The organism is Neomicrococcus aestuarii (assembly GCF_014201135.1).
In the GTDB taxonomy this organism is placed as follows: Bacteria; Actinomycetota; Actinomycetes; order Actinomycetales; family Micrococcaceae; genus Neomicrococcus; species Neomicrococcus aestuarii.
Genome location: NZ_JACHDR010000001.1, coordinates 2,188,652 through 2,213,616, shown reverse-complemented (window position 1 = coordinate 2,213,616; position 24,965 = coordinate 2,188,652). Strand labels below are relative to the sequence as shown.

The 24,965-nt window shown below is 60.8% G+C and carries 22 protein-coding genes; 7 read left to right on the top strand and 15 right to left on the bottom strand.

Annotated elements, in window-relative coordinates; genetic code table 11:
- Positions 1–12 precede the first annotated feature (12 nt).
- From topA to HD598_RS10015, 3 genes are all read right to left on the bottom strand, one after another.
- Entirely contained in the window at positions 13–2,847 is a 2,835-nt protein-coding gene (topA, locus tag HD598_RS10025; protein ID WP_183665605.1) for a type I DNA topoisomerase, read from the bottom strand.
- Positions 2,848–3,002: 155 nt separating this feature from the next.
- The gene (locus HD598_RS10020) at positions 3,003–3,701 is read right to left on the bottom strand and encodes an ArsR/SmtB family transcription factor (RefSeq protein WP_183665603.1); all 699 of its coding nucleotides are present in this window, start codon (positions 3,699–3,701) and stop codon (positions 3,003–3,005) included.
- 90 nt (positions 3,702–3,791) lie between these two features.
- Complete coding sequence (locus tag HD598_RS10015) at positions 3,792–5,435, bottom strand: DUF7059 domain-containing protein (protein ID WP_183665601.1); 1,644 nt, start codon at positions 5,433–5,435, stop codon at positions 3,792–3,794.
- A 74-nt stretch (positions 5,436–5,509) separates the two neighbouring features.
- Here HD598_RS10015 and HD598_RS10010 point away from each other — a divergent pair, with 74 nt between their 5' ends.
- The gene (locus HD598_RS10010) at positions 5,510–6,109 is read left to right on the top strand and encodes a GNAT family acetyltransferase (RefSeq protein WP_311539019.1); all 600 of its coding nucleotides are present in this window, start codon (positions 5,510–5,512) and stop codon (positions 6,107–6,109) included.
- Positions 6,110–6,135: 26 nt separating this feature from the next.
- Here HD598_RS10010 and trhO read toward each other — a convergent pair whose 3' ends face one another.
- Positions 6,136–7,062 carry an oxygen-dependent tRNA uridine(34) hydroxylase TrhO gene (trhO, locus tag HD598_RS10005; RefSeq protein ID WP_071894860.1) on the bottom strand — a complete coding sequence of 309 codons (927 nt, stop codon included), beginning with the start codon at positions 7,060–7,062 and terminating at the stop codon, positions 6,136–6,138.
- A gap of 209 nt (positions 7,063–7,271) precedes the next feature.
- Here trhO and HD598_RS10000 point away from each other — a divergent pair, with 209 nt between their 5' ends.
- Both HD598_RS10000 and HD598_RS09995 read left to right on the top strand, forming a co-directional pair.
- Entirely contained in the window at positions 7,272–7,967 is a 696-nt protein-coding gene (locus tag HD598_RS10000) for a GNAT family N-acetyltransferase (RefSeq protein ID WP_183665597.1), read from the top strand.
- A gap of 86 nt (positions 7,968–8,053) precedes the next feature.
- A complete protein-coding gene (locus tag HD598_RS09995) occupies positions 8,054–10,402 on the top strand; it encodes a DEAD/DEAH box helicase (RefSeq protein WP_183665595.1) in 2,349 nt (782 codons plus the stop codon).
- Positions 10,403–10,459: 57 nt separating this feature from the next.
- On the opposite strand, the gene HD598_RS09990 is transcribed toward HD598_RS09995, so the two are convergent.
- The 3 genes from HD598_RS09990 to HD598_RS09980 all read right to left on the bottom strand — a co-directional run bounded on the left by HD598_RS09990 (position 10,460) and on the right by HD598_RS09980 (position 11,884).
- Positions 10,460–10,924, bottom strand: coding sequence for an Rv3654c family TadE-like protein (locus tag HD598_RS09990; RefSeq protein ID WP_311539018.1), 465 nt, complete (start codon positions 10,922–10,924; stop codon positions 10,460–10,462).
- On the bottom strand, positions 10,921–11,412 hold the full coding sequence (locus HD598_RS13580) for a TadE family type IV pilus minor pilin (RefSeq protein WP_260170535.1): 492 nt from the start codon (positions 11,410–11,412) through the stop codon (positions 10,921–10,923). The genes HD598_RS09990 and HD598_RS13580 overlap by 4 nt, the downstream gene beginning before the upstream one ends.
- A 199-nt stretch (positions 11,413–11,611) precedes the next feature.
- On the bottom strand, positions 11,612–11,884 hold the full coding sequence (locus HD598_RS09980; RefSeq protein ID WP_183665591.1) for a DUF4244 domain-containing protein: 273 nt from the start codon (positions 11,882–11,884) through the stop codon (positions 11,612–11,614).
- Between the two features lie 151 nt (positions 11,885–12,035).
- Between HD598_RS09980 and HD598_RS09975 the strand changes: the two genes are divergently transcribed.
- Positions 12,036–12,200 (top strand): hypothetical protein, encoded by a 165-nt coding sequence (locus HD598_RS09975; protein ID WP_183665589.1) that lies wholly within the window; start codon positions 12,036–12,038, stop codon positions 12,198–12,200.
- On the opposite strand, the gene HD598_RS09970 is transcribed toward HD598_RS09975, so the two are convergent.
- Genes HD598_RS09970 through HD598_RS09955 form a run of 4 tightly spaced genes read right to left on the bottom strand, consistent with a single transcriptional unit; the run spans position 12,178 to position 15,983 of the window.
- Positions 12,178–12,774, bottom strand: a complete 597-nt coding sequence (locus tag HD598_RS09970) for a type II secretion system F family protein (RefSeq protein WP_183665587.1) — start codon at positions 12,772–12,774, stop codon at positions 12,178–12,180. The genes HD598_RS09975 and HD598_RS09970 overlap by 23 nt on opposite strands.
- Entirely contained in the window at positions 12,771–13,526 is a 756-nt protein-coding gene (locus HD598_RS09965) for a type II secretion system F family protein (protein WP_183665585.1), read from the bottom strand. The genes HD598_RS09970 and HD598_RS09965 overlap by 4 nt, the downstream gene beginning before the upstream one ends.
- The gene (locus tag HD598_RS09960; RefSeq protein ID WP_183665583.1) at positions 13,510–14,721 is read right to left on the bottom strand and encodes a TadA family conjugal transfer-associated ATPase; all 1,212 of its coding nucleotides are present in this window, start codon (positions 14,719–14,721) and stop codon (positions 13,510–13,512) included. Before HD598_RS09960 ends, HD598_RS09965 begins: the two co-directional genes overlap by 17 nt.
- A 56-nt stretch (positions 14,722–14,777) precedes the next feature.
- Positions 14,778–15,983, bottom strand: coding sequence for a hypothetical protein (locus HD598_RS09955; protein WP_183665581.1), 1,206 nt, complete (start codon positions 15,981–15,983; stop codon positions 14,778–14,780).
- A gap of 134 nt (positions 15,984–16,117) precedes the next feature.
- Here HD598_RS09955 and HD598_RS09950 point away from each other — a divergent pair, with 134 nt between their 5' ends.
- Entirely contained in the window at positions 16,118–17,872 is a 1,755-nt protein-coding gene (locus HD598_RS09950) for a bifunctional 3'-5' exonuclease/DNA polymerase (protein WP_071894853.1), read from the top strand.
- A gap of 7 nt (positions 17,873–17,879) precedes the next feature.
- Here the strand turns inward: HD598_RS09950 and HD598_RS09945 are convergent, their stop codons facing one another.
- Genes HD598_RS09945 through HD598_RS09935 form a run of 3 tightly spaced genes read right to left on the bottom strand, consistent with a single transcriptional unit; the run spans position 17,880 to position 20,393 of the window.
- Positions 17,880–18,584 carry an NUDIX hydrolase gene (locus HD598_RS09945; RefSeq protein WP_071894852.1) on the bottom strand — a complete coding sequence of 235 codons (705 nt, stop codon included), beginning with the start codon at positions 18,582–18,584 and terminating at the stop codon, positions 17,880–17,882.
- Positions 18,581–19,372, bottom strand: coding sequence for an endonuclease III (nth, locus tag HD598_RS09940; RefSeq protein WP_183665579.1), 792 nt, complete (start codon positions 19,370–19,372; stop codon positions 18,581–18,583). Before nth ends, HD598_RS09945 begins: the two co-directional genes overlap by 4 nt.
- Before the next feature lies 1 nt (position 19,373).
- Positions 19,374–20,393, bottom strand: coding sequence for a hypothetical protein (locus HD598_RS09935; RefSeq protein ID WP_183665577.1), 1,020 nt, complete (start codon positions 20,391–20,393; stop codon positions 19,374–19,376).
- Between the two features lie 234 nt (positions 20,394–20,627).
- Here HD598_RS09935 and acs point away from each other — a divergent pair, with 234 nt between their 5' ends.
- Positions 20,628–22,610 carry an acetate--CoA ligase gene (gene acs, locus HD598_RS09930; protein ID WP_311539016.1) on the top strand — a complete coding sequence of 661 codons (1,983 nt, stop codon included), beginning with the start codon at positions 20,628–20,630 and terminating at the stop codon, positions 22,608–22,610.
- Positions 22,611–22,690: 80 nt separating this feature from the next.
- On the opposite strand, the gene HD598_RS09925 is transcribed toward acs, so the two are convergent.
- Positions 22,691–23,908 carry a MarP family serine protease gene (locus HD598_RS09925; RefSeq protein ID WP_260170533.1) on the bottom strand — a complete coding sequence of 406 codons (1,218 nt, stop codon included), beginning with the start codon at positions 23,906–23,908 and terminating at the stop codon, positions 22,691–22,693.
- A 303-nt stretch (positions 23,909–24,211) separates the two neighbouring features.
- Between HD598_RS09925 and HD598_RS09920 the strand changes: the two genes are divergently transcribed.
- On the top strand, positions 24,212–24,889 hold the full coding sequence (locus HD598_RS09920; RefSeq protein WP_071894849.1) for a Crp/Fnr family transcriptional regulator: 678 nt from the start codon (positions 24,212–24,214) through the stop codon (positions 24,887–24,889).
- The last annotated feature ends 76 nt before the right edge of the window (positions 24,890–24,965 follow it).

Sequence of the window (24,965 nt, the reverse complement as noted above, 5' to 3'; positions counted from 1 at the left end):
CCATCTAGCCTTTTATTTCGAGGTGGACGTGGAACGCGTTGCAGGCTTTTTCGCGGCAGGCTTCTTTGCGGCCGTCGTCTTAGCCGCTGTTGTCTTCGCAGCGGTGGACTTTGCCGTGGATTTGGCGGCCGTGGACTTCGTCGTGGTGGTCTTTGCTCCACGCTTAACCGGTCCACGAGCACGCTTATCAGCCAACAGCTCGATGGCACGTTCGCGAGTGAGCTCTTCAATGGTGGTATCACGAGGGATCGTGATGTTCGTGACGCCATCAGTGATGTACGGACCAAAGCGGCCGTCCTTGACCACAATGTTCTTCTCGCTCACGGGGTCCGGACCAAACTCCGCCAACGGGGCGGCCGCTTGGCGGGCACCGCGCTGCTTAGGCTGCGAGTAGATCTCAAGAGCCTGCTCCAAGGTGGTGGAGAAGATCTCGTCTTCGCTTGCCAGCGAACGCGAGTCCGTGCCCTTCTTCAGGTACGGGCCAAAGCGACCGTTCTGAGCTGTGATCTCCACGCCTTCAGCGTCCGTTCCCAGGACGCGCGGCAAGCTCAACAGCTTAAGCGCGTCGTCAAGAGTGACGGTTTCAAGACTCATGGACTTGAACAAAGAACCAGTGCGTGGCTTCTCCTTGACCGGCTTCTTGCGCGGCTTCGGCTTGCCGTTCTTGTAGTACTCCACTGGAAGAGCGGCGAGCTCTTCCTCGGTAGGCTCCTCGATCACTTCGGTGACGTACGCGCCGTAGCGGCCGTCCTTCGCCACGATCTGGCGGCCGGTGGAAGGATCTACGCCGAGCACGCGCTCGTCCGGTCCCGTGGACTCCATGAGCTCACGGGCCTTCTCAGCGGTCAGCTCATCCGGCGCCAAGTCTTCGGGCACATTCGCACGCGCCGGCTCGGTACCTTCAGGAGCGTCGGCGGGAAGCACTTGCTCGAGGTAGGGACCGAACTTTCCAACGCGCAACACAATGCCGTCAGCGATTTCGATGGAGTTGATGGCGCGGGCGTCGATCTCGCCGAGGTTCTCCACGTCAGCGGCCAAACCTTCAAGGTCATCGCCTCCGAAGTAGAAGCGCTGCAACCAGTCCGTGCGCTTGACGTGACCGGCAGCGATCTCATCCAGGTCATCTTCAAGACGAGCCGTGAATTCGTAATCCACGTACTTCGCGAAGTGCTCTTCCAGCAAGCGGATCACGGAGAACGCAATCCAGCTGGGCACCAAGGCGCCGCCACGTTTGGTCACGTAACCTCGGTCCATGATGGTGGAAATCGTCGGTGCGTACGTGGACGGGCGACCGATCTCGCGCTTTTCCAGTTCGGCAACAATCGATGCTTCGGTGTAGCGAGCTGGTGGTGAGGTGTCGTGTCCCGTGGCTTCGATCTTGGAGCCTTTGAGGCCGTCCTTGACCACGAGTTGAGGCAAGCGGCGCTCGTCCTCGGCCTCTTGAGCGGCCTGCGGATCAATGTCTTTACCTTCTTCGTACGCGGCCATGAAGCCGGGGAAGGTAATGACGGTGCCGGACGCGGAGAACTCAGCCTGACGGCCCTCAGCAGTAGAACCGGCCAAGCGAATGGTTGCAGTGGAGCCCTTGGCATCAGCCATCTGTGAAGCCACCGTGCGCTTCCAGATCAACTCATACAAACGGAACTCATCGGCGCTCAAAACGGAGCGCACATCCTGCGGACGGCGGAACGAGTCACCTGCGGGACGGATCGCTTCGTGAGCTTCCTGAGCGGAATCGTTCTTGGCCTTGTACAAGCGCGGGCTGTTAGGCACGTACTCGCCGCCGTAGAGTTCGGTGGCCTGACGACGAGCAGCCGTGACGGCCTCGTTCGACAGGAACACCGAGTCAGTACGCATATAGGTGATGTAGCCGTTTTCATACAGGCGCTGTGCAACCTGCATGGTGGATCGGCTGGACCAACGCAACTTGCGCGAGGCTTCCTGCTGCAACGTTGAGGTGGTGAACGGTGCGGCTGGGCGGCGTGTGTACGGCTTGTTCTCAACGCTCGTGACAGCGAACGGAACGCCTTCTAACGCGGCAGCCAAAGCGGTCGCAGACTCTTCGTTGAGGTGAACTGCAGAGCCGTTACGGCCGGAAACCAGCTGGCCCTTGTCATCAAAGTCGCGGCCGGAGGCAACGCGCTTTCCGTCAAGCTGGCTGAGCTTCGCGGTGAAGGATTCGGACTTCTCCGTGGTGAAGGTGCCCGCAAGATCCCAGTAGTTCGCGGAACGGAACGCCATGCGTTCGCGCTCGCGCTCCACCACCAGGCGGGTGGCCACGGACTGCACACGTCCCGCGGAGAGTCCGCGCGCTACTTTGCGCCAGAGAACCGGGGAAATTTCGTAGCCGTACAACCGGTCCAGGACGCGGCGGGTTTCCTGAGCGTCCACCAGGTCGGTGTCCAGATCACGGATGTTTTCGAGCGCTCGAGAAATACCCTCTTGGGTGATTTCGGTGAACGTCATACGGTGCACTGGCACCGTTGGCTTGAGAACCTCTAGCAAGTGCCATGCAATAGCTTCGCCTTCGCGATCCGCATCGGTTGCGAGAAAGAGTTCGTCGGACTGCTTGAGCTTGGCCTTGAGCTCGGCCACGCGCTTCTTCTTGTCCGGATACACCACGTAGTACGGCTCAAAGTTGTTGTCCACGTCAACGGCGAACTTGCCAACGCTGGTTTTCTTGAGCTCTGCGGGCAGTTCTGACGGCTGCGGCAAGTCACGAATGTGGCCTACCGATGCGTCGACGTCGAACCCTTCGCCCAAGTATTTAGCGATGGATTTGCTCTTAGCCGGAGACTCGACGATGACGAGTTTACGACCGGTGGGTGCTTTGGCCTTTGCGGGCACTGGACTCCTCTTTACTGCCTTAACCACGCGTCTTTAACACGAGACACTTGTTTTCAAGAGTAACTGCATCCGCGGAATTCTCCGCAAAACTGCAGGAGCCCTTGCGCAGATGACTGTATCGCACCCAACTCAATGCCCGCCGACGCAAGAACTATTTAAGAAGTGGCCTCAGCGTCGTCGTGCTCCACGAAATCATCCTCAGCAACGGCCGGTGCGCCTCCAGCGTGACCGCGCTCGGGCAGCAACGACAACATGTAATAGAGGCGCTCGCCACCGATGGAACGGTCCTCGGGACCGGAGACGTGCTCGTATTCATCAACGAGCGCGTACATCTTGCGGATGAATTCTTTCTGCTTCTCTTCGTTCATGAACATCATGCCCGCGGACAGTACCGGCGCACGGTCTGCTGGCGGCTCGATGTTCTCGGCGCGTTCGGCCTCGCGAAACTGAATTTCGCTCGTGAGGCGATCGCGGAACGTGTTGAGCTGCACGCTCAAGAACGCGTTCTTCGCGGCATAGGATTCGCGGAACGAACCCACCACCAAGTGATCGCCAGCGGCCCGCCAGCGCCGTTCACGCCCGTCACCTTCGCTCGGCGCGCGCGTCACGTACCCGTATTTCTCGAGGGCGCGCAAGTGATAGCTCATGGCGCTCGGCGTGAGCTGGCACCGGGAGGCAAGTTCCGTTGCCGTGCGGGAAGCTTGGGACGCGAAAAGCTCCTCCAAAGCCTCCAGTCGCGCTTCGTGAGCGAGCGCGCGGATGGCCTGGGGATCGGAGATGACGACGGCGTTAGCGGCGTTCTTACGTAACGCTTCGGCCTTCTCCGGAATGCCATTGGAACTGTTCTGCATCATGAGGGAAAAGTCTAATGGTTGTTTCGCGTCTGGTGTGACGCATCACTCAAAATGACGCGAACACGTTGCATTCCTCGCAAATTGTTGCGTTTAGCCATGCGTGACATGCAGGAATCCCATCAAGAACAAGTGCTCAATCTGCGCCAACAGGTTGTCGATGAAGGCAGGTTCATCCTCTTCAGCGATGTCCGGGGAGAGCGTCGCGATCGCTTGAGCCAGCACGCCTGCGCTCAACTCGCCGTCACAGGCCGAGACGAAGCCTGCGGCCTCGCTCGTCAAGATGGTGCTGCGGCGGAATCCGGAGCCTTGACGCAACAGAATCACGCTGGGGTGCTCGGAGCCCGGACGCTGGTGGCGTTCCTCCGTGACGTCCTCGGGGATGGCGAAGAACTGATCTTGCAAGGCGTGGGTGACGTCCCACTGAGCGGCCTGATCGGCGCGCTCCACGGCGGCGGCGAACGCTGGGCCGATGGGCTCTTCGAGCGGGTGCAACACCTCTTCGAAACGGTCCACCGCTCCCCCGCGGGCGCGCAACCACACCAGGCCAAAGCCCACGCCGGCGACAGATCGAGCCGCAAAGTCATCCAAGTATTGGCCGTAGCGATCTGCGTAGAGCTGCGGGTCCCGCGCCTCGGCCGCGTCGCGCAGCCACGTTTCGGCGTACTCGTACCCGTTGGCCTGGTCGCGCTGAATGAACCACGCATCCAGATCGTGTCCGGCCGATCGCGCCGCGGCCACCCATTCCTGAGGGCGTTCTCGCCAGTCCATCTGCGAGAGGTCTTCTCCCTCGCCTGAAATCTCCCAGTTGGCGAGCATGTACACGTTGCCGTGCGGCGCCAACACCGTGGGGACATCGCGAATCAGCTCACCGACCAGGCGGTCCCCCGGACGTCCACCGTCGCGGTAGGTATAGACGTCGCGGCCGGGCACGCGAGGAGTGATGACGAACGGCGGGTTAGTGACCACTAGGTCAAAGCGCTCGCCGGCCACCGGCTTGAGCATGTCCCCCTTAACCAAGTGCAGGCGTCCGCCGCGCTTGAGATCTCGCGGTTCGAGTCCCCACGTGCGGCGGTTGAGCAACACATTGAAGCGCGTATAGGCGAGGGCGCGGTCAGAGATATCCGTGGCGGTGACGCGTTCGCTGTGCTCCAGCAGGTGGAAGGTCTGGATTCCGCAGCCGGTTCCCAGATCCAGCGCGTGCTGGACGGGTTCGCGGTTCACAAAGCGCGCGAGCGTGAGGGATGCCTGGCCGATGCCGAGGACGTAGTCCGTGCGCAGTGCGCCGCTTGATTGTGAGGATCCCAGATCGCTCGCAACCCAGATTTCAGTGGTGTCCGAGGCGAAAGGACGCAGATCTACCGTGGACCTAACCCCGAAGTCCGTCCATTCAATCAGGCGCAACTCTTCGAGTCCCTCAACGCCGAGGGTCGGAAACGCGTCCCCCACGAGCGCGGCATTCACCTCATCACCCAGCAGGAACAGGCTCAGAAATACTGCCAGCGGATTAGGCGTGGGGTTCTGGAATTCTCGGGCGATCACGCGGCGCGCAGGCACGGTCTGATCCCGGTCCAGCGCGGCAAATTCTTCACGCCCCAAGAACGCTTCAATACCGTCATAGTCAAAGCGGGCACGTTCCAGTTCCGCTGCTAGTGCGTCAAGAAGTACGACGTCGCCACTTGCGGGAGCGTCCGGAACCGCAGCAAATTCGGGGCTTGCGGAAGAAGAGAAAGTCACGGGCTTATTTTAGTGCGGCAATGGTGCGAATCAGCGCCGCCACTTGGCGGCTCACCGTGAGTAGGGTAGTCAGTGTGGTTGAAGTAACGACAACGTACCTAGAAATGCGCAGCCCCTTCGTGTTGCGCCCTGCCAGCCGGGCCCTGCCCGAACACTGCGAGATTGCCTTAGTTCCGCATATTTCGGCGGACTTCTCCAAGTTCTTGTACCGCAGTGTGGGAAGTGAGCTGTATTGGGCGGATCGTCTGGTGCTCTCCCGCGAGCAGTGGCAAGCGCTCGTCAGTGCGGACGGTACGGAAACGTACGTGTTGTCCGTGAATCACGCGCCGGCCGGTTACATCGAGCTGGTGTCCCGAGTCACGGGCACCGCCGACTCCCTCGCCACTTCCCCCACCACCGAAGTGGAGATCATGTATTTCGGGCTGTTCCCCGAAGCCACCGGCCAAGGACTAGGCGGAATCCTCCTCACCGAAGGTATCTCGCAAGCGTGGACCATGGATTCGCGCTGGGAAACGCTTCCTCCGGTGTCCCGAGTCTGGGTGCACACCTGCAGCCTCGACGGGCCCGCCGCTATCCCCAATTACGAAGCCCGCGGACTTACCGTGTACCGCACCGAAACTGAGGACCTCGATCCGCAAGACGGTGCTACCGGACTGTGGCCAGCGTCGTCGTAATCCGCTGTCCTTCTATCAGTGCAGAACTAAGCGTTCACGCCTTCGCTCGCGAGGACCTTGGGCTCATCTGAGCACTGACCGCAATCGCGCTTGACGGGATCAGCGGCGCACTCCGCGCAGAATAAACGCAAGTTACGGCAGGACAAGTTCGAGCAGTTTTCGAACTTGTTGGTGCCCTTGCCACAGTGCACGCACTCGCCGATGGTGACAGCTTCCGGTGTGAACTCCATGTGCATGCGACGGTCAAAGACGTAGAGGGAACCTTCCCAAAGGCCGGCGTCACCGAAGGTTTCGCCGTAACGGACAATGCCGCCCTGGATCTGGTAAACCTCTTTGAAGCCGCGGTTCTTCATGAGCGCCGAGAGGACTTCGCATCGGATACCGCCGGTGCAGTAGGTGACGATCGGCTTGTCTTTGAGATCGTCGTACTTGCCGGAATCGAGTTCCTTGATGAAGTCATGCGTGGTGTCTACCGCGGGGACAATCGCGTTCTTGAAGCGGCCAATCTGGGCTTCGAAAGCGTTGCGGCCATCAAAGAAGACCACCTCTTCGCCCGCGGCCTTCTTCTCTTCCACGAGCTCGTGAACCTGCTCGGGGCGCAAGTGAACGCCGCCGCCCACCACGCCGTTCTCATCCACCACTAGCTCATCAGGTGCGCCGAAAGACACGATTTCCTTGCGGGCCTTGACGGAGATGCGCGGGAAGTCCTCGGCGCCGCCATCGCTCCACTTCACATCCAGCTTCTTGAAACCGGGGTGCTGGCGCGTGGCCTTAACGTATTGCTTGAGGGCGTTGATCTCGCCGCCAGCGGTGCCGTTGATGCCGTGTTTGGACACAATAATGCGCCCCTTCAAGCCCCACTGTTCCAGCAGGGAAATCTGCCACAAGCGGATCGCTTCAGGGTCAGGTAGCGGGGTGAAGGCGTAAAACAAGACAATTCGACTCAAAGACACCTATCAATTTTAGGCGATCTTTCGTCACGCACAGACCCGCGTTCTGCAGCTCACACTTGGCGTCCGTGTCATCTTTCGCAACCACGTCACACGGCACTCTTGACATTTCCTGCGTGAAAGCTCGGAAGAAGCGGGGAGAGCTGTTGCAATCGTGTATCGACTCTTGACGCACACTCTGTGATCGGAATGGTTCAAGGTAAGGTCGTCTTATGGCTAACTCCGCGAACGATGAATTGATTGGCACCTGGGTCACCGGCTGGTCTGGCGCCCGCGGCTACGAGAACCGTCACGACGGCCGCGTTCACGCGTCGTTGCGTCACGACACTACGGGCGACTGGGAATATGTAGTCCACGAGCCCACCAACGAAGAGCTGGTGGCTATCGCCGAGACTCTCATTAAGCACCCGAACCGCCGCTTGGTGGCGTTCACGGATAAGACTCACGAACTTGTTGGTGCCGCGCGTACCGCTGGCATGTCAATCGTTGCTCAGGACGAAGTCATCATGTCCACGGACATGGCTGGGCACGATGTTGAAGACCCGAAGCCCGCCGAGGGTTTTGAGTGGCAGATTGAGCGTGAAGGTCAGCACGCATGGGTGTCTTTGCACCCAGAAGATGACCATGACATTGTTGCGGCTTCCGGCCACGTGTCTGTAGTGGGAGACGTCGCCGTCTTCGACCGCATCCTCACCGCCGCCGATTACCGCCGCCGCGGTTTCGCTTCCCTCGTCATGCGCGCTCTCGCTGCAATCGCGTTGGAGGACGAAGTTGAAGATGGCCTTTTGGTGGCAACACAGGACGGCCAGGAGCTCTACAAGTACTTGGGTTGGAAGACCCTCGGCTACGCGCTGGTGTTCGAGGGCGGCGAGCCTCACATCGTGAACAGCCCCACCGCGCACTCCTGATTGAACAACACACTTTGGATTGACGTCGTCGGCGAATCGGAAACGGTTCGCCGATCTTCGTCTGCCCTCCCTGTAGCTGACGTACTGTGACCGATTTCCGCACCCTCATTCCTTTGTTGGGGCACGGGGACGCCCCTGAATCGTTGCGCCACGTCCATCAGGTTCCGTCTCGCGACGCTGTCACGGGCCCGTGGCCCGAGTGGGTTGCGCCTTCCTTGCGCGAAGCCTACGAGCGTCGTTGCGTGGAGCGCCCTTGGTTGCACCAAGTGGAAGCCGCGCAGCACGCGTGGAACGGGAGCAACGTCATTCTTGCTACCGGCACTGCGTCCGGAAAGTCGTTGGCGTACTTGATGCCCTCGCTGTCACGGATTCTTGCAGGTGAGGCTGCTGGGGGCGTATCCGGTGGTGCTACTGCGGCCGGTAGCGCTGCGACGGTTCTGTATTTGGCTCCGACGAAAGCGCTGTCAGCGGATCAGCTCACCTCGTTGCGCGAGTTGCGATTGCCGGGCTTGCGTGCGGAGACGTACGACGGCGACACCGACCCTCAGGAACGCCGCTGGATCCGGGATCACGCCAACTTTTTGCTGACCAACCCAGACATGTTGCACTACGGGATCCTGGGCAACCACGCCCAGTGGTCGCGCTTCTTCCGAGACCTATCTTTCGTCATCATCGACGAAGCCCACTCCTACAAAGGTGTCTTCGGTTCACATATTGCCAACCTGATGCGGCGCCTGAATCGGATTTGCCGACGCTTCGGATCAGCTCCAGTGTTCATTGGCGCTTCCGCCACTTCCGCCGAGCCCGAGCTTTCCTTCGGCAAGCTCATCGGCCAGCCCGCTACCGCGGTCGCCACGGACTTCTCACCGCATGGTGAGGTCACCGTGGCGTTGTGGGAGCCGCCGCTTACCGATTTTGCGGACGAGAACGGTGCTCCACGTCGCCGATCCGTGGTGGCTGAAACCTCTGACTTGTTGGCGAATTTGGTGTCTTCTCATGTGCGAACCATTGCCTTCATCAAGTCCCGGCGCGGTGCCGAAGCGATCTCTTCGCTGACTCAGAGTCATCTGACTGAGGTGGATCCCGGGTTGGGTCAACGAGTCGCCGCCTACCGTTCGGGCTACCTGCCCGAAGAGCGGCGCGAGCTCGAGACACGGCTACGCAACGGCGAGCTCTTGGGCATCGCTTCCACCTCGGCTCTTGAACTGGGGATTGATATCGCTGGTCTCGATGCCGTCTTGGTTTCTGGCTGGCCGGGCACTCGAGCGTCCTTCTTCCAGCAGATTGGCCGCGCTGGGCGTGCCGGGCAAGATGCCTTGTCCGTCCTCGTGGCCAGCGATGACCCGCTGGATACGTATTTGGTGAATCACCCGGATGCCATCTTCGATCGTTCCGTTGAGGCCACCGTTTTTGACCCGTCGAACCCGTACGTGCTTGGTCCACACTTGTGTGCGGCGGCCGAGGAACTCCCGTTGCGTCCCGAAGAAATCGAGGACTTTGGACCCACAGCCGCGTTCTTGTTGGAGCGTTTGGTGGAGCAAGGGTACTTACGACGACGCCCGTCCGGTTGGTTCTGGGCGCACCCGCAGTCTGCGGCCGGGATGGTGAACCTTCGCGCCGATGGCGGCGGTCCGGTGAACATTGTGGATACGGAGACCGGCGCTTTGTTGGGCACCATGGATTCTCCCCAAACTCATTTCCAAGCTCACAACGGGGCCATCTATACCCATCAGGGCCAAACCTTCGTGGTGGATGAGCTCAACGAGACCGATCACTGCGTGTTCGTAACCCGGGCTAAGCCGAACTTCTATACGCAGGCTCGAGACATCACCAAGATCGACGTCATTGACGTTCACCGAGAGGACGTCTGGGGTCCCGTTCACGCTCATTGGGGCGAGGTTGTGGTGACCACTCAAGTGGTGTCCTTCCAACGCAAAGCACTGATCAGCAACGAGATCTTGAGCGAAGAACCCCTCGAGCTTGCACCTCGCGACCTTCATACGAAGGCCGTGTGGTTCACGATTCCTGAGACTTCTTTGGCTGCCGCGGGTATTTCTATCGACGAGGTTCCTGGCGCTCTGCATGCGGCCGAGCACGCGATGATCGGATTGCTTCCCTTGGTGGCATCGAGTGACCGTTGGGATATTGGCGGCGTTTCGACTGCCCTGCACGTGGACACCGAAGCCCCGACGATTTTTGTGTACGACGGTCACCCCGGCGGCGCAGGATTCGTGGAGCGCGGCTATGAGCGGGCGTTCGAGTGGATTACCGCCACCCGAGACGCCGTTGCTGCCTGCGAATGCGAGTCCGGTTGCCCGTCCTGCGTGCAGAGCCCGAAGTGCGGTAACAAGAACAACCCGCTGAGCAAGTCCGGTGCCATCGCCTTGTTAGGCGCGTTGTTGAAGAATTACCCTCAGCATCCACCGCGTTTCTGAGTTCGGGCGACGGAGACTCACTCTTCATTCGCCACCCACGCAACGCTTCTTCGCCCCTCACTCGATGGGCGGCGGACCGGCCCGAGCTTTGCCCACTCCCGCAAGATCGAAATCTTGTATCCATTCGAGCCAATAGACCGTTGATACTCGCGTCGTGACAGCCACGGCTCCTGGGCCGCCAGCGTCACGCTGGCAAGACGTCAGTTCCGCGTCATGAGCGCTCGCCAGGTGCGCCGCCACTTGGCACGGCTCCCCCGAGGTCAGTCCTCGTGCGGCGTCTGCTGCTGCGAGCGCAGCTAAGTCGGCCGCGGTCGCGGCTTTGGATTGGGCGCTCACGCTTGTGACGATCGCTAGCACCATGCCGATCAGCATGATGGCCGACCCGATGAGTGCCAGCATCAGTCCGCTTCCTGCTCCGCGTTCCTGACTGCGTGTGAAACCGGGTTCGTGGTGGTGTTCCCGAGTGGGTTCGTCGGTGCGTTCGTTTTCGCTCGCAGGTTCAGCTGCGTGATGGCTGTTCACGGGGTCTCGTTCAAGACGCTCGCCTCGGCGGACACCTGGATGGTGAGCCACTCGATGCCGCCCATGGAGACGGGCTTTGCGACGATCACTCGGGTGAGATTCCCGTCGCCGCTTTGACGTCCCGTGGCTTGATCGCCGGCCACCCGCTTGACGGTGGCCATGAACGATTCAGAATCTTCGCCTCGCGCCAATTCGCGTGCTGCTTCCCGGGCAGCTTGCTGCACGGAGATTTGGGCTACGCCTACCATTCCCACCCACAAGAGCACCGAGAGCAACAACGCGATGCTTGGTAGTAGTACCGCCACTTCGGCAGTACTACTACCAGCCGTTCGCGCTCGACGAGTGTCGTCGTCAATACCGTCTTCTGGGAAGTGAGGAGTATCAAAACGTCGGACTCGTTCCTGTACCCGCGCTCCGCGACGTACGTGCTCTTCGCTGTTTACATCTCTCTCAAATCGCTTGTGACTACCCGCAGCAGAGTCCTGCATATTGGGAGAGCGACGCCTCTCCGGCCGCCATCCTTTTGCCGCTTGTGGTCGGGCTCGGTGTGGACGATGAGTGCCGCGTGGTGACATTGCCGTTCCCTTCTGTGAGTGAGTCAGTCGCTGAGTCGTGAGAGATGAGTGCTGAGCGCAGTGTGGTCAAGCGCTGTGTAGGTAAGCGCTGCGTGGTTCGGTGAGCGTGGTGTTATCCGCCGAGTGCGCTGCGGACCATGCCGAGCAACATTTCGCGGACTTCACCGCTTGCAAGGATGGTGACGAGAAGCCCGGCGAAGCCAACGGCGGCAAGCGTCACGATGCTAAATTCAGCGGTTGCGATGCCCTCTTCTGCGGAGAGGTTCACGGCAGAAGAGCGTTGGCCGTCGAAGTTATGTACGTAGGCCAAGGCGTCCACGGGGTGTGGCGTAGGTACTGCCTCAGACGAAAGAACGACGCCGGAATTGTGGTGATTGGTGGACATGAGATCTCCTAATTTCGATTGAATGACTGGTTCGGCTGGATGAATAGTTCGGTTGGATGAATAGTTCGGTTGGATGTGGCTCTGCTTCGGATGAAGTGGCCACCTTTAGCTTTGTTCGCTTTGTTTTCCTTCGCGGCGCCCACTGCGAAGAATGTGGACATCTGAGGGTGAGCGCACGGAACTTCGCAGCTTGTGGGTGAACCTGGATGTTGCGAAGCTGGATGCCGTGAACCTGGATGTTGTGAAGCTGGATGCCGTGAACCTGGATGTTGTGAAGCTCATTGCAATGAACCTCATCGCGGCAAGAGCGAGATGACGAGTGGGCCGACGCCCAAAAGCATGAACGCTGGAAGTGCGCAGAGACCCAGAGGCAGGATGAGCTTGACGCCGAGCTCGCTCGCCTTCTTTTCAAAGACTCGGTGGACTACTCGGCGCGAGGATGCCGCTGAATCCTTGAGCAAGCTGGCGCTCGAGGCGCCGGCCAACCGGGAGAACGCGAGCGCCGATTCGAGTGGACGAAGCTGATCGTCAACACCATCCCACGCGTCTTCCCAGCTCATTCCGAGTTCAAGCGATCGGGCCACACGGGTGAGCGGTCTACAGCTGGGAACACTCATCGCCAAAGCGCGCAGCGCCTCAGTGAGAGAAAGCCCAGTGCTGAGCATTGCCGCGGTGAGGTCCAAAATCAGCGGAACCTTGTCTTCGACGAGGCATACGGATTCATCGGCTGACGGGGTCGATTCGCTATTGCCCCGTCGCGGAAGGAGTCCTTGGCTCTTCTGCGTACCGGGACCAGGCACTCGTCTACGAGGTTGATCTGCACCCATCCATATCCAGACAGCCCCCGCGACGAGCACCGCGATGATTCCCATGGTGATGAGCGAGTTCACCGCATCACCTGCTGAAGGAGTCGATTACTCCACCAGAGATTGGTGAACCACAACAGGCAGCCACCCACCAAGAGAGCGAGACCGAAGAGACTGCCGAACAGAACGGCTAGTGGTCCTGCCCCTAGCAGTTGAGCCATCGCCACACCGGCTGCGGGAAGCCAACTGAGGAGTCGGCTCGTGGTCTTAGGTCCGGCGAGGATGCTCTCGAGTGCTCGTCCGCGATCGGCTCGGTCCGTCTCATCCGCCGCGACTTGTTCGAACAAGGTGGACAGCGGCGTACCGGTTTTCTTGCTCAGACTCACGCACCAGCTCAAACGCGACCACAAGTCTCCGGAATCTCGGGATGCTTTCTGGAGCGGCTGGTCCGGTTCAAGGCCCAGCCTCATTGCGGCACTGACCCGCTTGGCAACCAGCGCAAACTCTTGAGCCGACTCTCCATCAGCACCAGTGGAAACATGATGATGCGCCATAAGCTCCCACGCTTTAACAGGTGGAACCCCTGCGCGCATCAGCGCCGCAACCTTTCGCACGCTTTGCGCGGTCTGCTCTTGCACAATCCATTCGTCCTGACCGGCTCGCGTCCACGGTAAACGGAGGTTCCACCGGCCAGAAGGCGGAGAACCGGACGCAAGGCTGCGTCGTCGTACTAAAGCGCTGAGCCCGCTCTGGTGAGAGCTCGCGAGAGGGTGGGGTTCCGGGCGTAGCCACCACCACACGCTTGCCGCAGCGAGGGCGCTAATGATCCAGACCATGAGAATCCACCTCGCGCTCGTCAAGGATCCTCCGGAACCAGTCAGCGCCGGGTCCCCATCGAAGCGTCCCGCTGGCATCTCTCACTGCGATGCTTTCCACGTGGAGGCGGCCTTCGTCCATGACCAACCGCGCGATCTCGGCCGGGTAGCGTTGTCCGGCACGACGTTGCATGTGAATGACCACGTCAATGGCGCTGGAGGCTTGATAGCCCAGCGCAACAGGATCCAAACCTGCGAGCGCGCCGAGTGCGTAGAGCCTGGCGGGAACGGACTCGACGTTGTTGGCATGTACGGTTCCACCGGCTCCCTCGTGGCCTGTATTCATGGCGGAGAGGAAGTCGCCCACCTCGGCGCCGCGGCATTCCCCGACAACTAGTCGGTCTGGTCTCATGCGCAGGGCGTTGCGCACCAGGTCCGTCAGCGACACCACGCCGGTGCCTTCAACGTTCGCGGTGCGGCACTGAAGAGAAACGACGTGGGGGTGCTCGGGTCGGAGCTCTTGGGTGTCTTCGACGATCACGAGGCGTTCGGATTGCGGAACGGCGGTGAGTAGTGCCGAGAGGAGTGTGGTTTTGCCGGTTCCGGTGCCGCCGCTGACCAGAAAGTTGAGTCGGCCAGCCACGATTGCGGCCAGTAGCGGGAGCCACTCGCGGTTGGAGTCCGCGCACCATTCGGTCAGAGTGAGCGCTTCGCGGGTGGCGCGCCGGATGGAGATGAGAGTGCCTTCCGTGGCGACCGGTGGGATCACGGCATGAAGTCGGTACCCGGCAACCATGGCGTCGACGAAGGGTTGGGCGTCATCGAGTCGTCGTCCTGCCCGTGATGCCAAGCGCACGGCGAGTTCTCGCACTTCGTCCGGGCCGGAGAACCCCCTCCCGTGACAGGTAAGACCGCGAGCGCCGTCCGTCCAGATCTGCCCACTACCATCCACGAGGACGTCCGTCACAGAATCCATGTCCACATACTTTTGAAGCGGGCCTAAACCCACCAGATGTTCGCGCAACATCAACACGGCCCGAGCGGCCGCCTCACCGTTAATTGCTCGGCCCACAGCACGGACGGCATCCGCGAGATCCGCGGTAGTCAAGGGGCGCTCCACAAGCGCAGCTTGTTCCCTCACATGCGCCAGCAAATGCTCATCGCTAATCTCGCTTCCAGGCGGCAGCGCGCGCCACTCGATCGGCGCTGAACTCACGGCTGCACTCGTCACCGAAGTCGGCGCTGAGTTGAGGGCCGAAGTCAGAACCGCGCTCATGCGTACCGCTCATCGAAATAGCGGCGGTCTTCAAAGTGCCGATCCTCGCTGAGGAACGTAGCGAATGCCAGATCATCCAGGAACGGACGGACGGCGCCCAGCGTGGAGGCTTCGAAGACCCGACCTTGAGCGCTCATAGTGGCAACACGTTTCGACAGCGGCAGGGACGAGCGGAAGGAGGCTTCTGTGCGTTCCAAAAGTTCGTAGGCGTCAAAGCCTTTGGGGTGCGGCCCTAGGATGGCCAGCCCAAAGCGCCGGGGAACCGCACCGAAGCGCGCACCGGTAATCAACACATCGGACTGACCGGCCGCAAGACCCACGGCGTGGGCCACCAGCACGTTGTGCTCAGAAGATTCGGCAAGCTGAAGGGCTGTGGGTGAAATACGTCCTGCGTCCACCACCACGCAGTCGTACGCTGAGCGCAGTTCGTGGATGGTCTCCGCCACAAAGTCCGCAGGCAGATTGCCGGCCACACCACGACCACTCGCCTCGGGGCTCCACGTCAGCACGCTCACCCCGTGATGGTGAGGCAACACCTCGGCGATGTGCACGCCCCACGGCACGGGTTCATTCCGGTTCAAAGACTCCCACGCAGAGTCTTGATGCGGTTCGCGGCTCAAGCGTTCCCAGATCCCGCCGCTGAGCGGGTCGGCATCCACCAACACCACGGACTGCCCGGCACCGGCGCAACGCGCTGCGAACAGGGCCGCCGTCGTACTGGTACCAACTCCCCCAGCCAATCCCATAAAAGTGATCTGCTCAGATTCGCCGTTGCGCCGGGATAATTCCGTCAGGAAGCTTCCTAACCATTCCATCGCGAACGGGATGATCGCTATCCGCATCCGCGGCAAGCGCGCCGCAACTGCCAGCAAGGCTTCCTGATGGTCTTCGCTACCCAGCAGCACCCATTCCGACGTGAGCATGTCCGCCGGCGAGTGCGGTGCCGCCGCAAGCGCATCCGGCCCCAGAAGCACCACGCGCGGATCCCACCCGTGCAGATCCATGCCGTCCCGCAACCACTCCCCGCGCGCTTGAGCCACCGGCACTACCGCGGCATCCGCCCCGGCAACGGTCGCCAGCAGCACCATTTCATCCGAGAGGCCGGGAAGGTCCGTCACCACCAGAACGTTGGCGCTGCGACGACGCTTAGTGAAGGAAATCGATTCCTCATCCTGACTCACTGCTGTGTCAAAAGTTTTCATGACCCCACAGTGCCCCGCAGCCACACCGCCACGCTCAGCACCCGGCGCAACTGTGGATGAATCACCGATTCTTCGCCCGCAACCCACTACTGTGGGTGAATAAAGTCCGCACTGCCCGAAGGTTTCACATCCGCATGACACGTTACGTAGTGGTGGCCACCCACTCCGTGTCCCAACCGGAACTGGAAGCCCAAGCCGCCTCGAGCGTCATCCAATTCCTCGACGCTGACCTGCAGGAAATCGGTCACCCGATGGTGAACTTCGGATCAGCTTCCCTCGCCGCAGCAGCACGCGACATCACGCAAAAGCATCCCACCGCGCGATGGGTGTGGTCAGATACCACCCGCTGGTACCGCCGCATCCTGGAAGCGGACGCAGCCACCCGCCCTGCGCGCCCGATCGCGATCCAGCGCGCGCACGATCTGCGCTTGACCAGGAACCTGCTGCGCTTCGCAGCCAACACGGTCCGCACTTCCTACATCGACGAAATCAGCGCGGACTGGCATGAGGAAAACCACGGCACGCTCACGCAGTTCTTGCCAGAAAATGATCCAGGAGCCTCCCCGCAAGAGACCCTTTTTGAGCCGCACAAAGAGAAGAACGCATCCCTCGAATACCAGATCGCGGAGCTTCGTCTACAGTTCGCCGCCATCCCGCACTCCCCCGCCGGGAACCGTTTGCGCATGCTGATTGCCGCGGAGTCCGCAGGAGCCATCGCGGCAACGGAGATGGGTTTCTTCGGGCTGCCGTGGAACGAGACCGAGCACAAACGTCTCCTCGAGGAAGCGCTCGGCACGGAAACTCCGCACGGTCAGCGCCCACCTAAGCTCCAAGCGCTCGCAGAAGAGATTACCCAGTTGCTCTATACGCCGTCGCTGAATCCGGATTCGCCGCAGGATTTGGTGCGCGCGCTGCAGCGCAACGGTATCCCGGTTAATTCCACGAGCAAGTGGGAGCTTAAAGGCAAAGATCACCCGGTGATCGAGCCGCTGCTGCGCTACAAGAAGATGTATCGCCTCTATACGGCGAACGGTTGGCACTGGCTCAAGACCTGGGTACGGGACGGCCGGTTCCATCCTGAGTACGTGGTGGGCGGCGTCATTACGGGGCGTTGGGCTTCTCGCGGCGGTGGGGCCCTGCAGATTCCGCGCGGGATTCGTGAGGCGGTGCTCGCCGAGCCTGGCTGGAAGCTCGTGGTAGCGGATGCTTCTCAGCTGGAGCCACGCATTCTGGCCGCCATGTCCCGCGATGAAGGTCTGAGCACGGCGTCTCGCGGTAAGGATCTGTACGAGTCCGTGGCGGAGCAGGGCTTCGGCGGCGATCGCGCGCATGCGAAAGTTGCCATGCTCGGGGCGATGTACGGTGCCACCACGGGCGAGTCCGCACGTCTCATGCCCACGCTGCGAAAGCTCTATCCCACGGCGATTGCCGCGCTCGAGAAGGCGGCGCGCTCCGGCGAACAGGGCGGCGTGGTCTCCACTCATTTGGGGCGCACCACTCCCGCGCCGGGCCCACGCTGGCTCTCGTCCCAGCAGACCTCCACTCAGGAGGAGCAAGCGCGTGCCGGGAACATTGCTCGCACTCGCGGCCGCTACACCCGCAATTTTTTGGTGCAGGGCAGCGCGGCAGAGTGGGCGCTGATGTGGATTGCGGAGTTGCGGAGGCAGTTGGCGACGGTTTTTGTGGAGGACGACGACGCGTCTCGGCCTGAGCTGGTGTTCTTCCTGCACGATGAAATTATGGTTCACACGCCCGAGCGGCTCGCCGATCGGGTCCACGAGTGCGTGTTGGACGCCGCGGCTCAGGCGACGCGTTGGATGTTCGGGGACACCACCGTGGAATTTCCGCTCACGGTGGCGATCGTGGATCGGTACTCGGACGCGAAGTAGCTGAAACTTAGTGTTTCGACGAGAACGGCGGAACGATTTCTGGCGCTGGTTCCCACGGGATGGTCCAGCCGGCTTCGTTGAAAAGCCTGTCCAGCACGATCGCCGTGAACCCCCACACCACGCGCTCTCCCACCACAAAACCGGGGCTGAAATGAGTGTGTCCGTCTCTTTTGACGCGGACGCTGCGGCGAAATTCGGGGTTTAGCAGGTCCGCTACGGGCGCCCGGAAGACAGTGCGGGATTCGTTGACGTCTACCGCTTGGACTGGTGACGGCTTGGTCCACCAACCAATCACGGGAGTCACCAAGAAGTTCGTCACCGGAAGCTCGGCGATCTGAAGCTGCCCCAGCACTTCCACGCCGGCAGGATCCAAGCCAGTTTCCTCGACCGCTTCGCGAAGCGCCGTGTGCGTCACATCCCGGTCTGTGTCGTCGACTCCCCCACCCGGAAAAGCGATCTGACCGGGGTGTTTGCGCAGGTTCGCGGAGCGCTCCAGCAAGAGCACGTCGAGGTCCCCGGGGACCGTCGAGTCGTGTGAGACCGCCGGAACGTCATCCAAGTGACCAAAGAGAATCAGGACTGCGGCGTTCCGGGCGGTCTCATCTTCGACGCGGCCGAACGTCCACTTGCTGGGCATCGGCTCGCGCTGGCCGCGCTCCACCGCAGGGGCGTGGGCTTGGATGACCCGTTTGAGGTCTTCGCGTGCGCTCATGCTGACAACTTATATCCAGCGGCACGCAATTCGCGGCGTGTGGCGCCTTCGAGCATGAGTCGGTGGAGTTCTTCGCGGCCCGGCGCCATCTCATACTTCAAGAGCTTCTTGGCTTTCTCCGGGTCCGTTTCACCTTCGCCGAAGCTCGGGCACCACTGAGCCACAGGGCATACGCCGCACGCGGGCTTACGTGAGTGACAGATTCGACGGCCGTGAAACACCACGTAGTGGGAGAGCATGGTCCAGTCTTTGCGGGCAAACAGCTCCCCGACCTCGTGCTCCACTGCTACGGGGTCCTCGGAATCGGTCCATCCGAAGCGCCGGGCGAGTCTGCCGAAGTGCGTATCGACAGTGATGCCGGGGGTATTGAAAGCGTTGCCCAGCACCACGTTGGCGGTTTTTCGTCCCACGCCCGGTAGCGTCACCAGATCTTCGAGGCGGCCCGGAACGACCGAGTCGAAGTCCACGTAGATCCGTTGGGCAAGCTTCACAATGTTCTCCGCTTTCGTGCGGAAAAATCCGGTGGGCTTGATGATGGTTTGGACGTCACTCAGATCCGCTTCGGCGAGCGCTTGCGGCGTGGGGTACTTGCCGAAGAGCACCGGGGTGACCTCGTTAACCACCACGTCCGTGGTTTGCGCGGACAGCACCGTAGCCACGAGCAATTCGAACGGGTTGGAGAAGTCCAATTCGGCCACGGCGTAGGGGTAGGTTTCCCCGAGCGTGCGGAAGATCTTACGGGCCCGGCGTTTACGACCAAGCTCCGTTTCGCCCTGAAAATTGCGCATACTAGCCGCGCTCAACACCATTCAGATCGCGCAGAACACCCACAGTTCCGTTCGTGTCCTGCACCAAGAATTCCTGGCCGCGATCTTCAAGCGCCAGAATCCACGTGCCCGGCTCCAACGTAAACGCTGTCTCCCCGGTGTTCGGATCCACGGCGTTGCGCTCGGCCGGAACAGCAAACCAGAACGCCTCAGGCTCATCGCGCGGTGCGTCATCCGCATCCGCGGCTGACGACTCAATGACGTCAAAGTCATCTTCGTTGGATACTGCCTTGTCAGAATCAGTGGTCGACTCCGTGGCAACTACGGGCGCAACCGTCGGCGCGGGGCGCTTCTCATCCTTGGCAGGAACGGAATCCGTGGAACGAACGGAAGTCGAGGAAACTTCTGAATCCGCACCTTCATCAGAGAAGAGCGGGCTGGAATCCTCAGCCGAGCTACCGGGGTGAGCTGCGGCGTCGTACGTAGAAACAGGAACCGCAGGCTTTACCGGCTTAGGCGCGCGCGGCTTAGGCTCCGTCAGTACGACGGCGCCGCTCAAGAATGCGGCATCGCTCGGGACAAAGTCCTTGCGGAAGGCGCCAATGTAACGGGACATCGATGTGCCCACGATGATGGCAACAGCTCCGATGATTCCGAGAGCCGGGGCGATGTTGATGATGGTCGCGAACTCAATCACGTACGCAAGAGCGGCCGCAACGCCGGCGACTGCGGCAAACTGATCCAGCGTGAGTGAGGCGATCGAAAAGCGTGAACGATTCGCGTAACGGCGGATCACGAACATGATGGCAACGGCCAGCGGGAAGACGCCCTTGACGAGGTTGTCAAAAAGGTTGGACGTCAAAGACCAATTGTTGATCCACACGCCATCAACGCCAGGAAGGTACAAGCCCGTAGCGCTCGCGGCCACGTAACGCGGCACGAAGGAGGCAATTACGCACAAGAGGGCGCCGCCTACCACCACGAGGTCGCGGACGGTGAGTTTGCCCAGCGTCCCCGTCAATCGATCCGAACCAGCGCTCATGCCGAACTCCCTGTATGCATTCAAAAGGTCTAGAACGCCCCTGAGGGCGCTACTTTCAGACTACCCCGGAGGCGCTGTCCCCCTTGGGAACCATGTGGATAAACGTAAGGCATGAAACGGCCACTCATCGCAGAATTTCTGCCGTTCGCACCACGAAGGCGTCTCCAAATAGGTGACACACAACAGCACTCTGTAACCTGTGTCACAGATACTTTCATCGTGGAAGGGATAGCCGTGTCTGATAATGGATCCGCAACGCTCGACAACTTGCTGACGGAAAATCGCAAGTTCCCGCCTAGCCCGGAGTTCGCGGCCCAAGCCGTCGCGAAGGCTGATAAGTACGAGGAAGCCAACGCTGACCGCCTCGCTTACTGGGCAGACCAAGCACGATCCGTGCTCACGTGGGACAAAGACTTCGAAGAGACGCTGGACTTCTCCGATGCACCCTTCGCCAAGTGGTTTGTAGGTGGCGAACTCAACGCCGCGTACAACGCCTTGGATCGTCACGTTGAACGCGGTATCGGCGACCGTGTCGCCATCTACTTTGAAGGCGAACCGGGCGACCAGGAGACCATCACCTACGTCCAGCTCACCGAGCGCGTCAAGCAGGCCGCCAACGCTTTCGAGTCCTTGGGTGTTTCCAAGGGCGATCGCGTGGCCGTGTACTTGCCGATGATCCCAGAAGCTGTCATCACGATGCTCGCATGTGCGCGCATCGGCGCTATTCACTCCGTGGTTTTCGGTGGCTTCAGCGCTGACGCTCTACGTAGCCGCATCGACGACGCCGAAGCGAAGCTTGTAGTGACCTCCGATGGCACGTGGCGCCGCGGCAAGGCCTCCGGCCTCAAGGACGCCGTGGATGCGGCGTTGGAGAAGCCCGGTCACACCGTGGAGAACGTGGTGGTGGTACAGCGCACCGGCCAGGACATCAAGTGGACTGACGGTCTGGACCGTTGGTGGAAGGACGTTGTTGAGACTGCCTCCACCGAGCACACTGCCGTCCCGCACGATTCCGAGCACCCGCTCTTCATCCTTTACACCTCCGGAACCACAGGTAAGCCCAAGGGCATCCTGCACACCACCGGCGGCTACCTGACGCAGACCGCCGTTACGCACCGCGACACTTTCGACATCCACCCAGAATCTGACGTGTACTGGTGCACCGCCGACGTGGGATGGATTACCGGACACTCCTACGTGGCCTACGCACCCTTGGTCAACGGCTCGACGCAGCTCATGTACGAAGGAACGCCGGACACCCCGGGTCGCGACCGCTGGGCCACCCTCGTGGAGAAGTACGGCGTCACCGTGATGTACACGGCTCCAACCGCCATCCGCACCATGATGAAGTGGGGCCGCGAGCTCGTTGACGCTCACGACCTTTCCTCCATCCGTGTGCTCGGATCCGTGGGCGAACCCATCAACCCTGAAGCGTGGATGTGGTACCGCGATGTCTTCGGCGGCAACGCCGGTGTAGGCAAGCGCCGCGAAAACCCAGCTCCGATTGCGGACACCTGGTGGCAGACCGAAACTGGCGCTCACATGATCGCTCCGCTTCCCGGCGTCACCGCCACGAAGCCTGGCTCCGCTCAAGTTGCCGTTCCGGGCATCACCATCGACGTGGTCGATGACCTCGGCAACTCCGTGGAAAACGGCCAGGGCGGCCTCTTGGTCATCCGCGATCCATGGCCTTCCATGGCGCGCACCATCTGGAAGGACCCAGAGCGTTTCAAGGACACCTACTGGTCCCGTTTTGACGGCATGTACTTTGCCGGCGACGGCGCCAAGAAGGACGCCGACGGCGATATCTGGCTCTTGGGCCGCGTGGATGACGTCATGAATGTGTCCGGTCACCGACTCTCCACCACGGAGATCGAATCCGCGCTGGTTTCCCATCCTTCGGTTGCGGAAGCCGCCGTCGTAGGTGCCGCGGACGAAACCACCGGTGAAGCCGTGGTGGCCTTCGTCATCCTTCGCGGTGAGGCCGCAAACAGCGACACCATTGTTGAGGAACTGCGCGCCCACGTGGGCAAGGAAATTGGCCCGATCGCCAAGCCGCGCACCATCTTGGTGGTGCCGGAACTACCTAAGACCCGTTCCGGAAAGATCGTGCGTCGTCTGCTCAAGGAAATCGCCGAAGGTCGTGTGGGCGGTGACGCGAGCACGCTCGCCGACCAGTCCGTCATGCAGCAGATCACGGACGCGCTCAAGAAGTAACAGCGCCGACTAAAAAGGTGGGTCGCAGTACCAAACGGTACTGCGACCCACCTTTTTGCATTCCTAGAATCGTGCGCCGGCTAGTTGGTGGTGCAAGCTCCCGTGGAGACGGGTTCCGACAAGCTAGGGGCGGCGTTGATGACCGGTTGCACCTCGTCCATGCCGATCGCGTAGCCCACGGAGAGGCCATCCTTTGCGCGAGCGAAGATCACGCCAATGAGATCGCCATCTTCAGTGAGCAATGGACCACCGGAGTTGCCCTGCTGCACGTTAGCTGCGAGCTGGTAGACCTGCATGAGCGCGGGATCGGAGCCGTAGATGTTTTGCACGGAGACGTTGCGCATGGACTGCACGGTGGCAGGCTCCGCCGCGAACGGTCCACCGGCTGGGTAGCCCATGAAGACGGCCTGGTCGCCGGTATCCAACGGGTCCCCCACGTCGAGGGGTTCCTCGCTCAGATCTTCAACGGCCAAAACGGCAAGGTCTTTTTCAGCGTCGAAATAGACCACGTCTGCCGGCAGGGCAACCCCGTCGAGGGTTTCCACGACCGGCTCGGAAATGCCGGACACCACGTGGGCGTTGGTGATGATGCGATTATCGGCGGCCACAAAGCCAGATCCGGTCTGGTTCACGCCACACGCAATAGCGGTTCCCTTGATGCGAACTACGGATTCGGCCGCGAGAGCAAGCTGTTCAGACTCCGGCAATGAATCCGTGGCAGGAGGCGTTGAAACAGGAGCGAAGGGTTCCAGTAGCTCAGGGATGGTTTGACCCATCACGAGCGCGCGAGCCTCGGCCAATGCCCGGGAAACGGGAACCGGGGTGACATTCCGGATGCCGGAGATGACCTTGGAGCTTGAGATCAGTTGAGACGCCAGTCCAATACCCATGCTGGATACCGAGAATGCGATAGCAGAGATGACCAAGGCAGCGACCGCCGAATTGGCGATGCCGCCAAAGAGACGGTCCATGCCCTTGAGAGCGGGAAAGTTCAGCCAAAGACGAATGCGGCGACCAATGGCCGAGCCAATCGCCTGACCGGTGACAATCAGGATGACCGCGGCGGCGATGACGACAAAGAGTCGCCAGGCGGGGTCAGAGACCCACGAGGAAACCAAGGGAATGGCGAAGAACGCTGCGATACCGCCAGCTACAAATCCGGCGACGGATCCCAGCGTGACAGCAAGGCCTTTCCGCACTCCGGAGATGAAGAACAGCACCAACATCAAAAGCACTACGAGGTCGAGTACGTTGAGCTGGGCAATGTTGAATTCGACGATGGCCGGGGCAAATGGCAAGGACAGACTCCCGTGTTGCTGGCGGATAATCGTCGATCCGGTATAGTCAAATATTCAACTTCTGGGCAGAAGCGGGAATAAGAGCGAGGGCTCGACGATTACTTAAGTCTAGATGTGTAATCTGTGCCAAGCCTGAGACAGGCGGCGCGTATCCAGTGTGAATTGCACGGCACGGCGTATTTTGAGAACCGAGTGTGCATTCCGATACGGCTTTTTTGTGGAATTTTCCAGCAAAGTCTTCACATTGGGCCGCTGTGCGGCAGAATGGCATAAGCGTAATAACAAGTTTTAACAGGAGAAGCAATGGACAGTGAAGTGTTGCGTCGGGCCCCCTTGTTCGCAAATCTAGGCGATGACGTCTTTGCGGCAATCACCGAAGAGATGACCGAGGTAGACCTTTCCCGTGGCGCCTCCGTCTTCCGCGAAGGCGATCAGGGCGATCAGATGTACGTGATCGTGTCCGGCAAGATCAAGCTTGGTCGCACCTCCCCTGATGGTCGCGAAAACCTTTTGGCCGTTCTCGGCCCAGGCGAGCTCTTCGGTGAAATGGCTCTCTTCGATCCAAATCCGCGCAACGCGACGGCCACCGCCGTGTCTGAGACCCGTTTGGCTGGCTTGCGCCACGAGAACCTTCGTCGCGTGATTCGCACCAGCCCGGATGTTTCCGTACAGCTGTTGCAGGCTCTGGCACGCCGCTTGCGCCGCACCAACGAATCCCTCGCCGACCTCGTCTTCTCTGACGTTCCTGGCCGCGTAGCCAAGGCCCTCTTGGACCTCGCAGACCGCTTCGGCCGTCCAGCTACCGATGGCATCCTGGTTGCTCACGAACTGACTCAGGAAGAGTTGGCTCAGCTAGTGGGCGCTTCCCGCGAAACCGTGAACAAGGCTCTCGCCGAGTTCGTGCAGCGCGGCTGGTTGCGCCTCGAGGCTCGCGCCGTGGTGATCTTGGATATCCAGCGTTTGCGTCAGCGCTCCCGCTAAATCTTCACCGGAACGCACTAGCGCTCCACACAACGAAAGAGCGGTTCTTCGGTACACACCGAGGAACCGCTCTTTC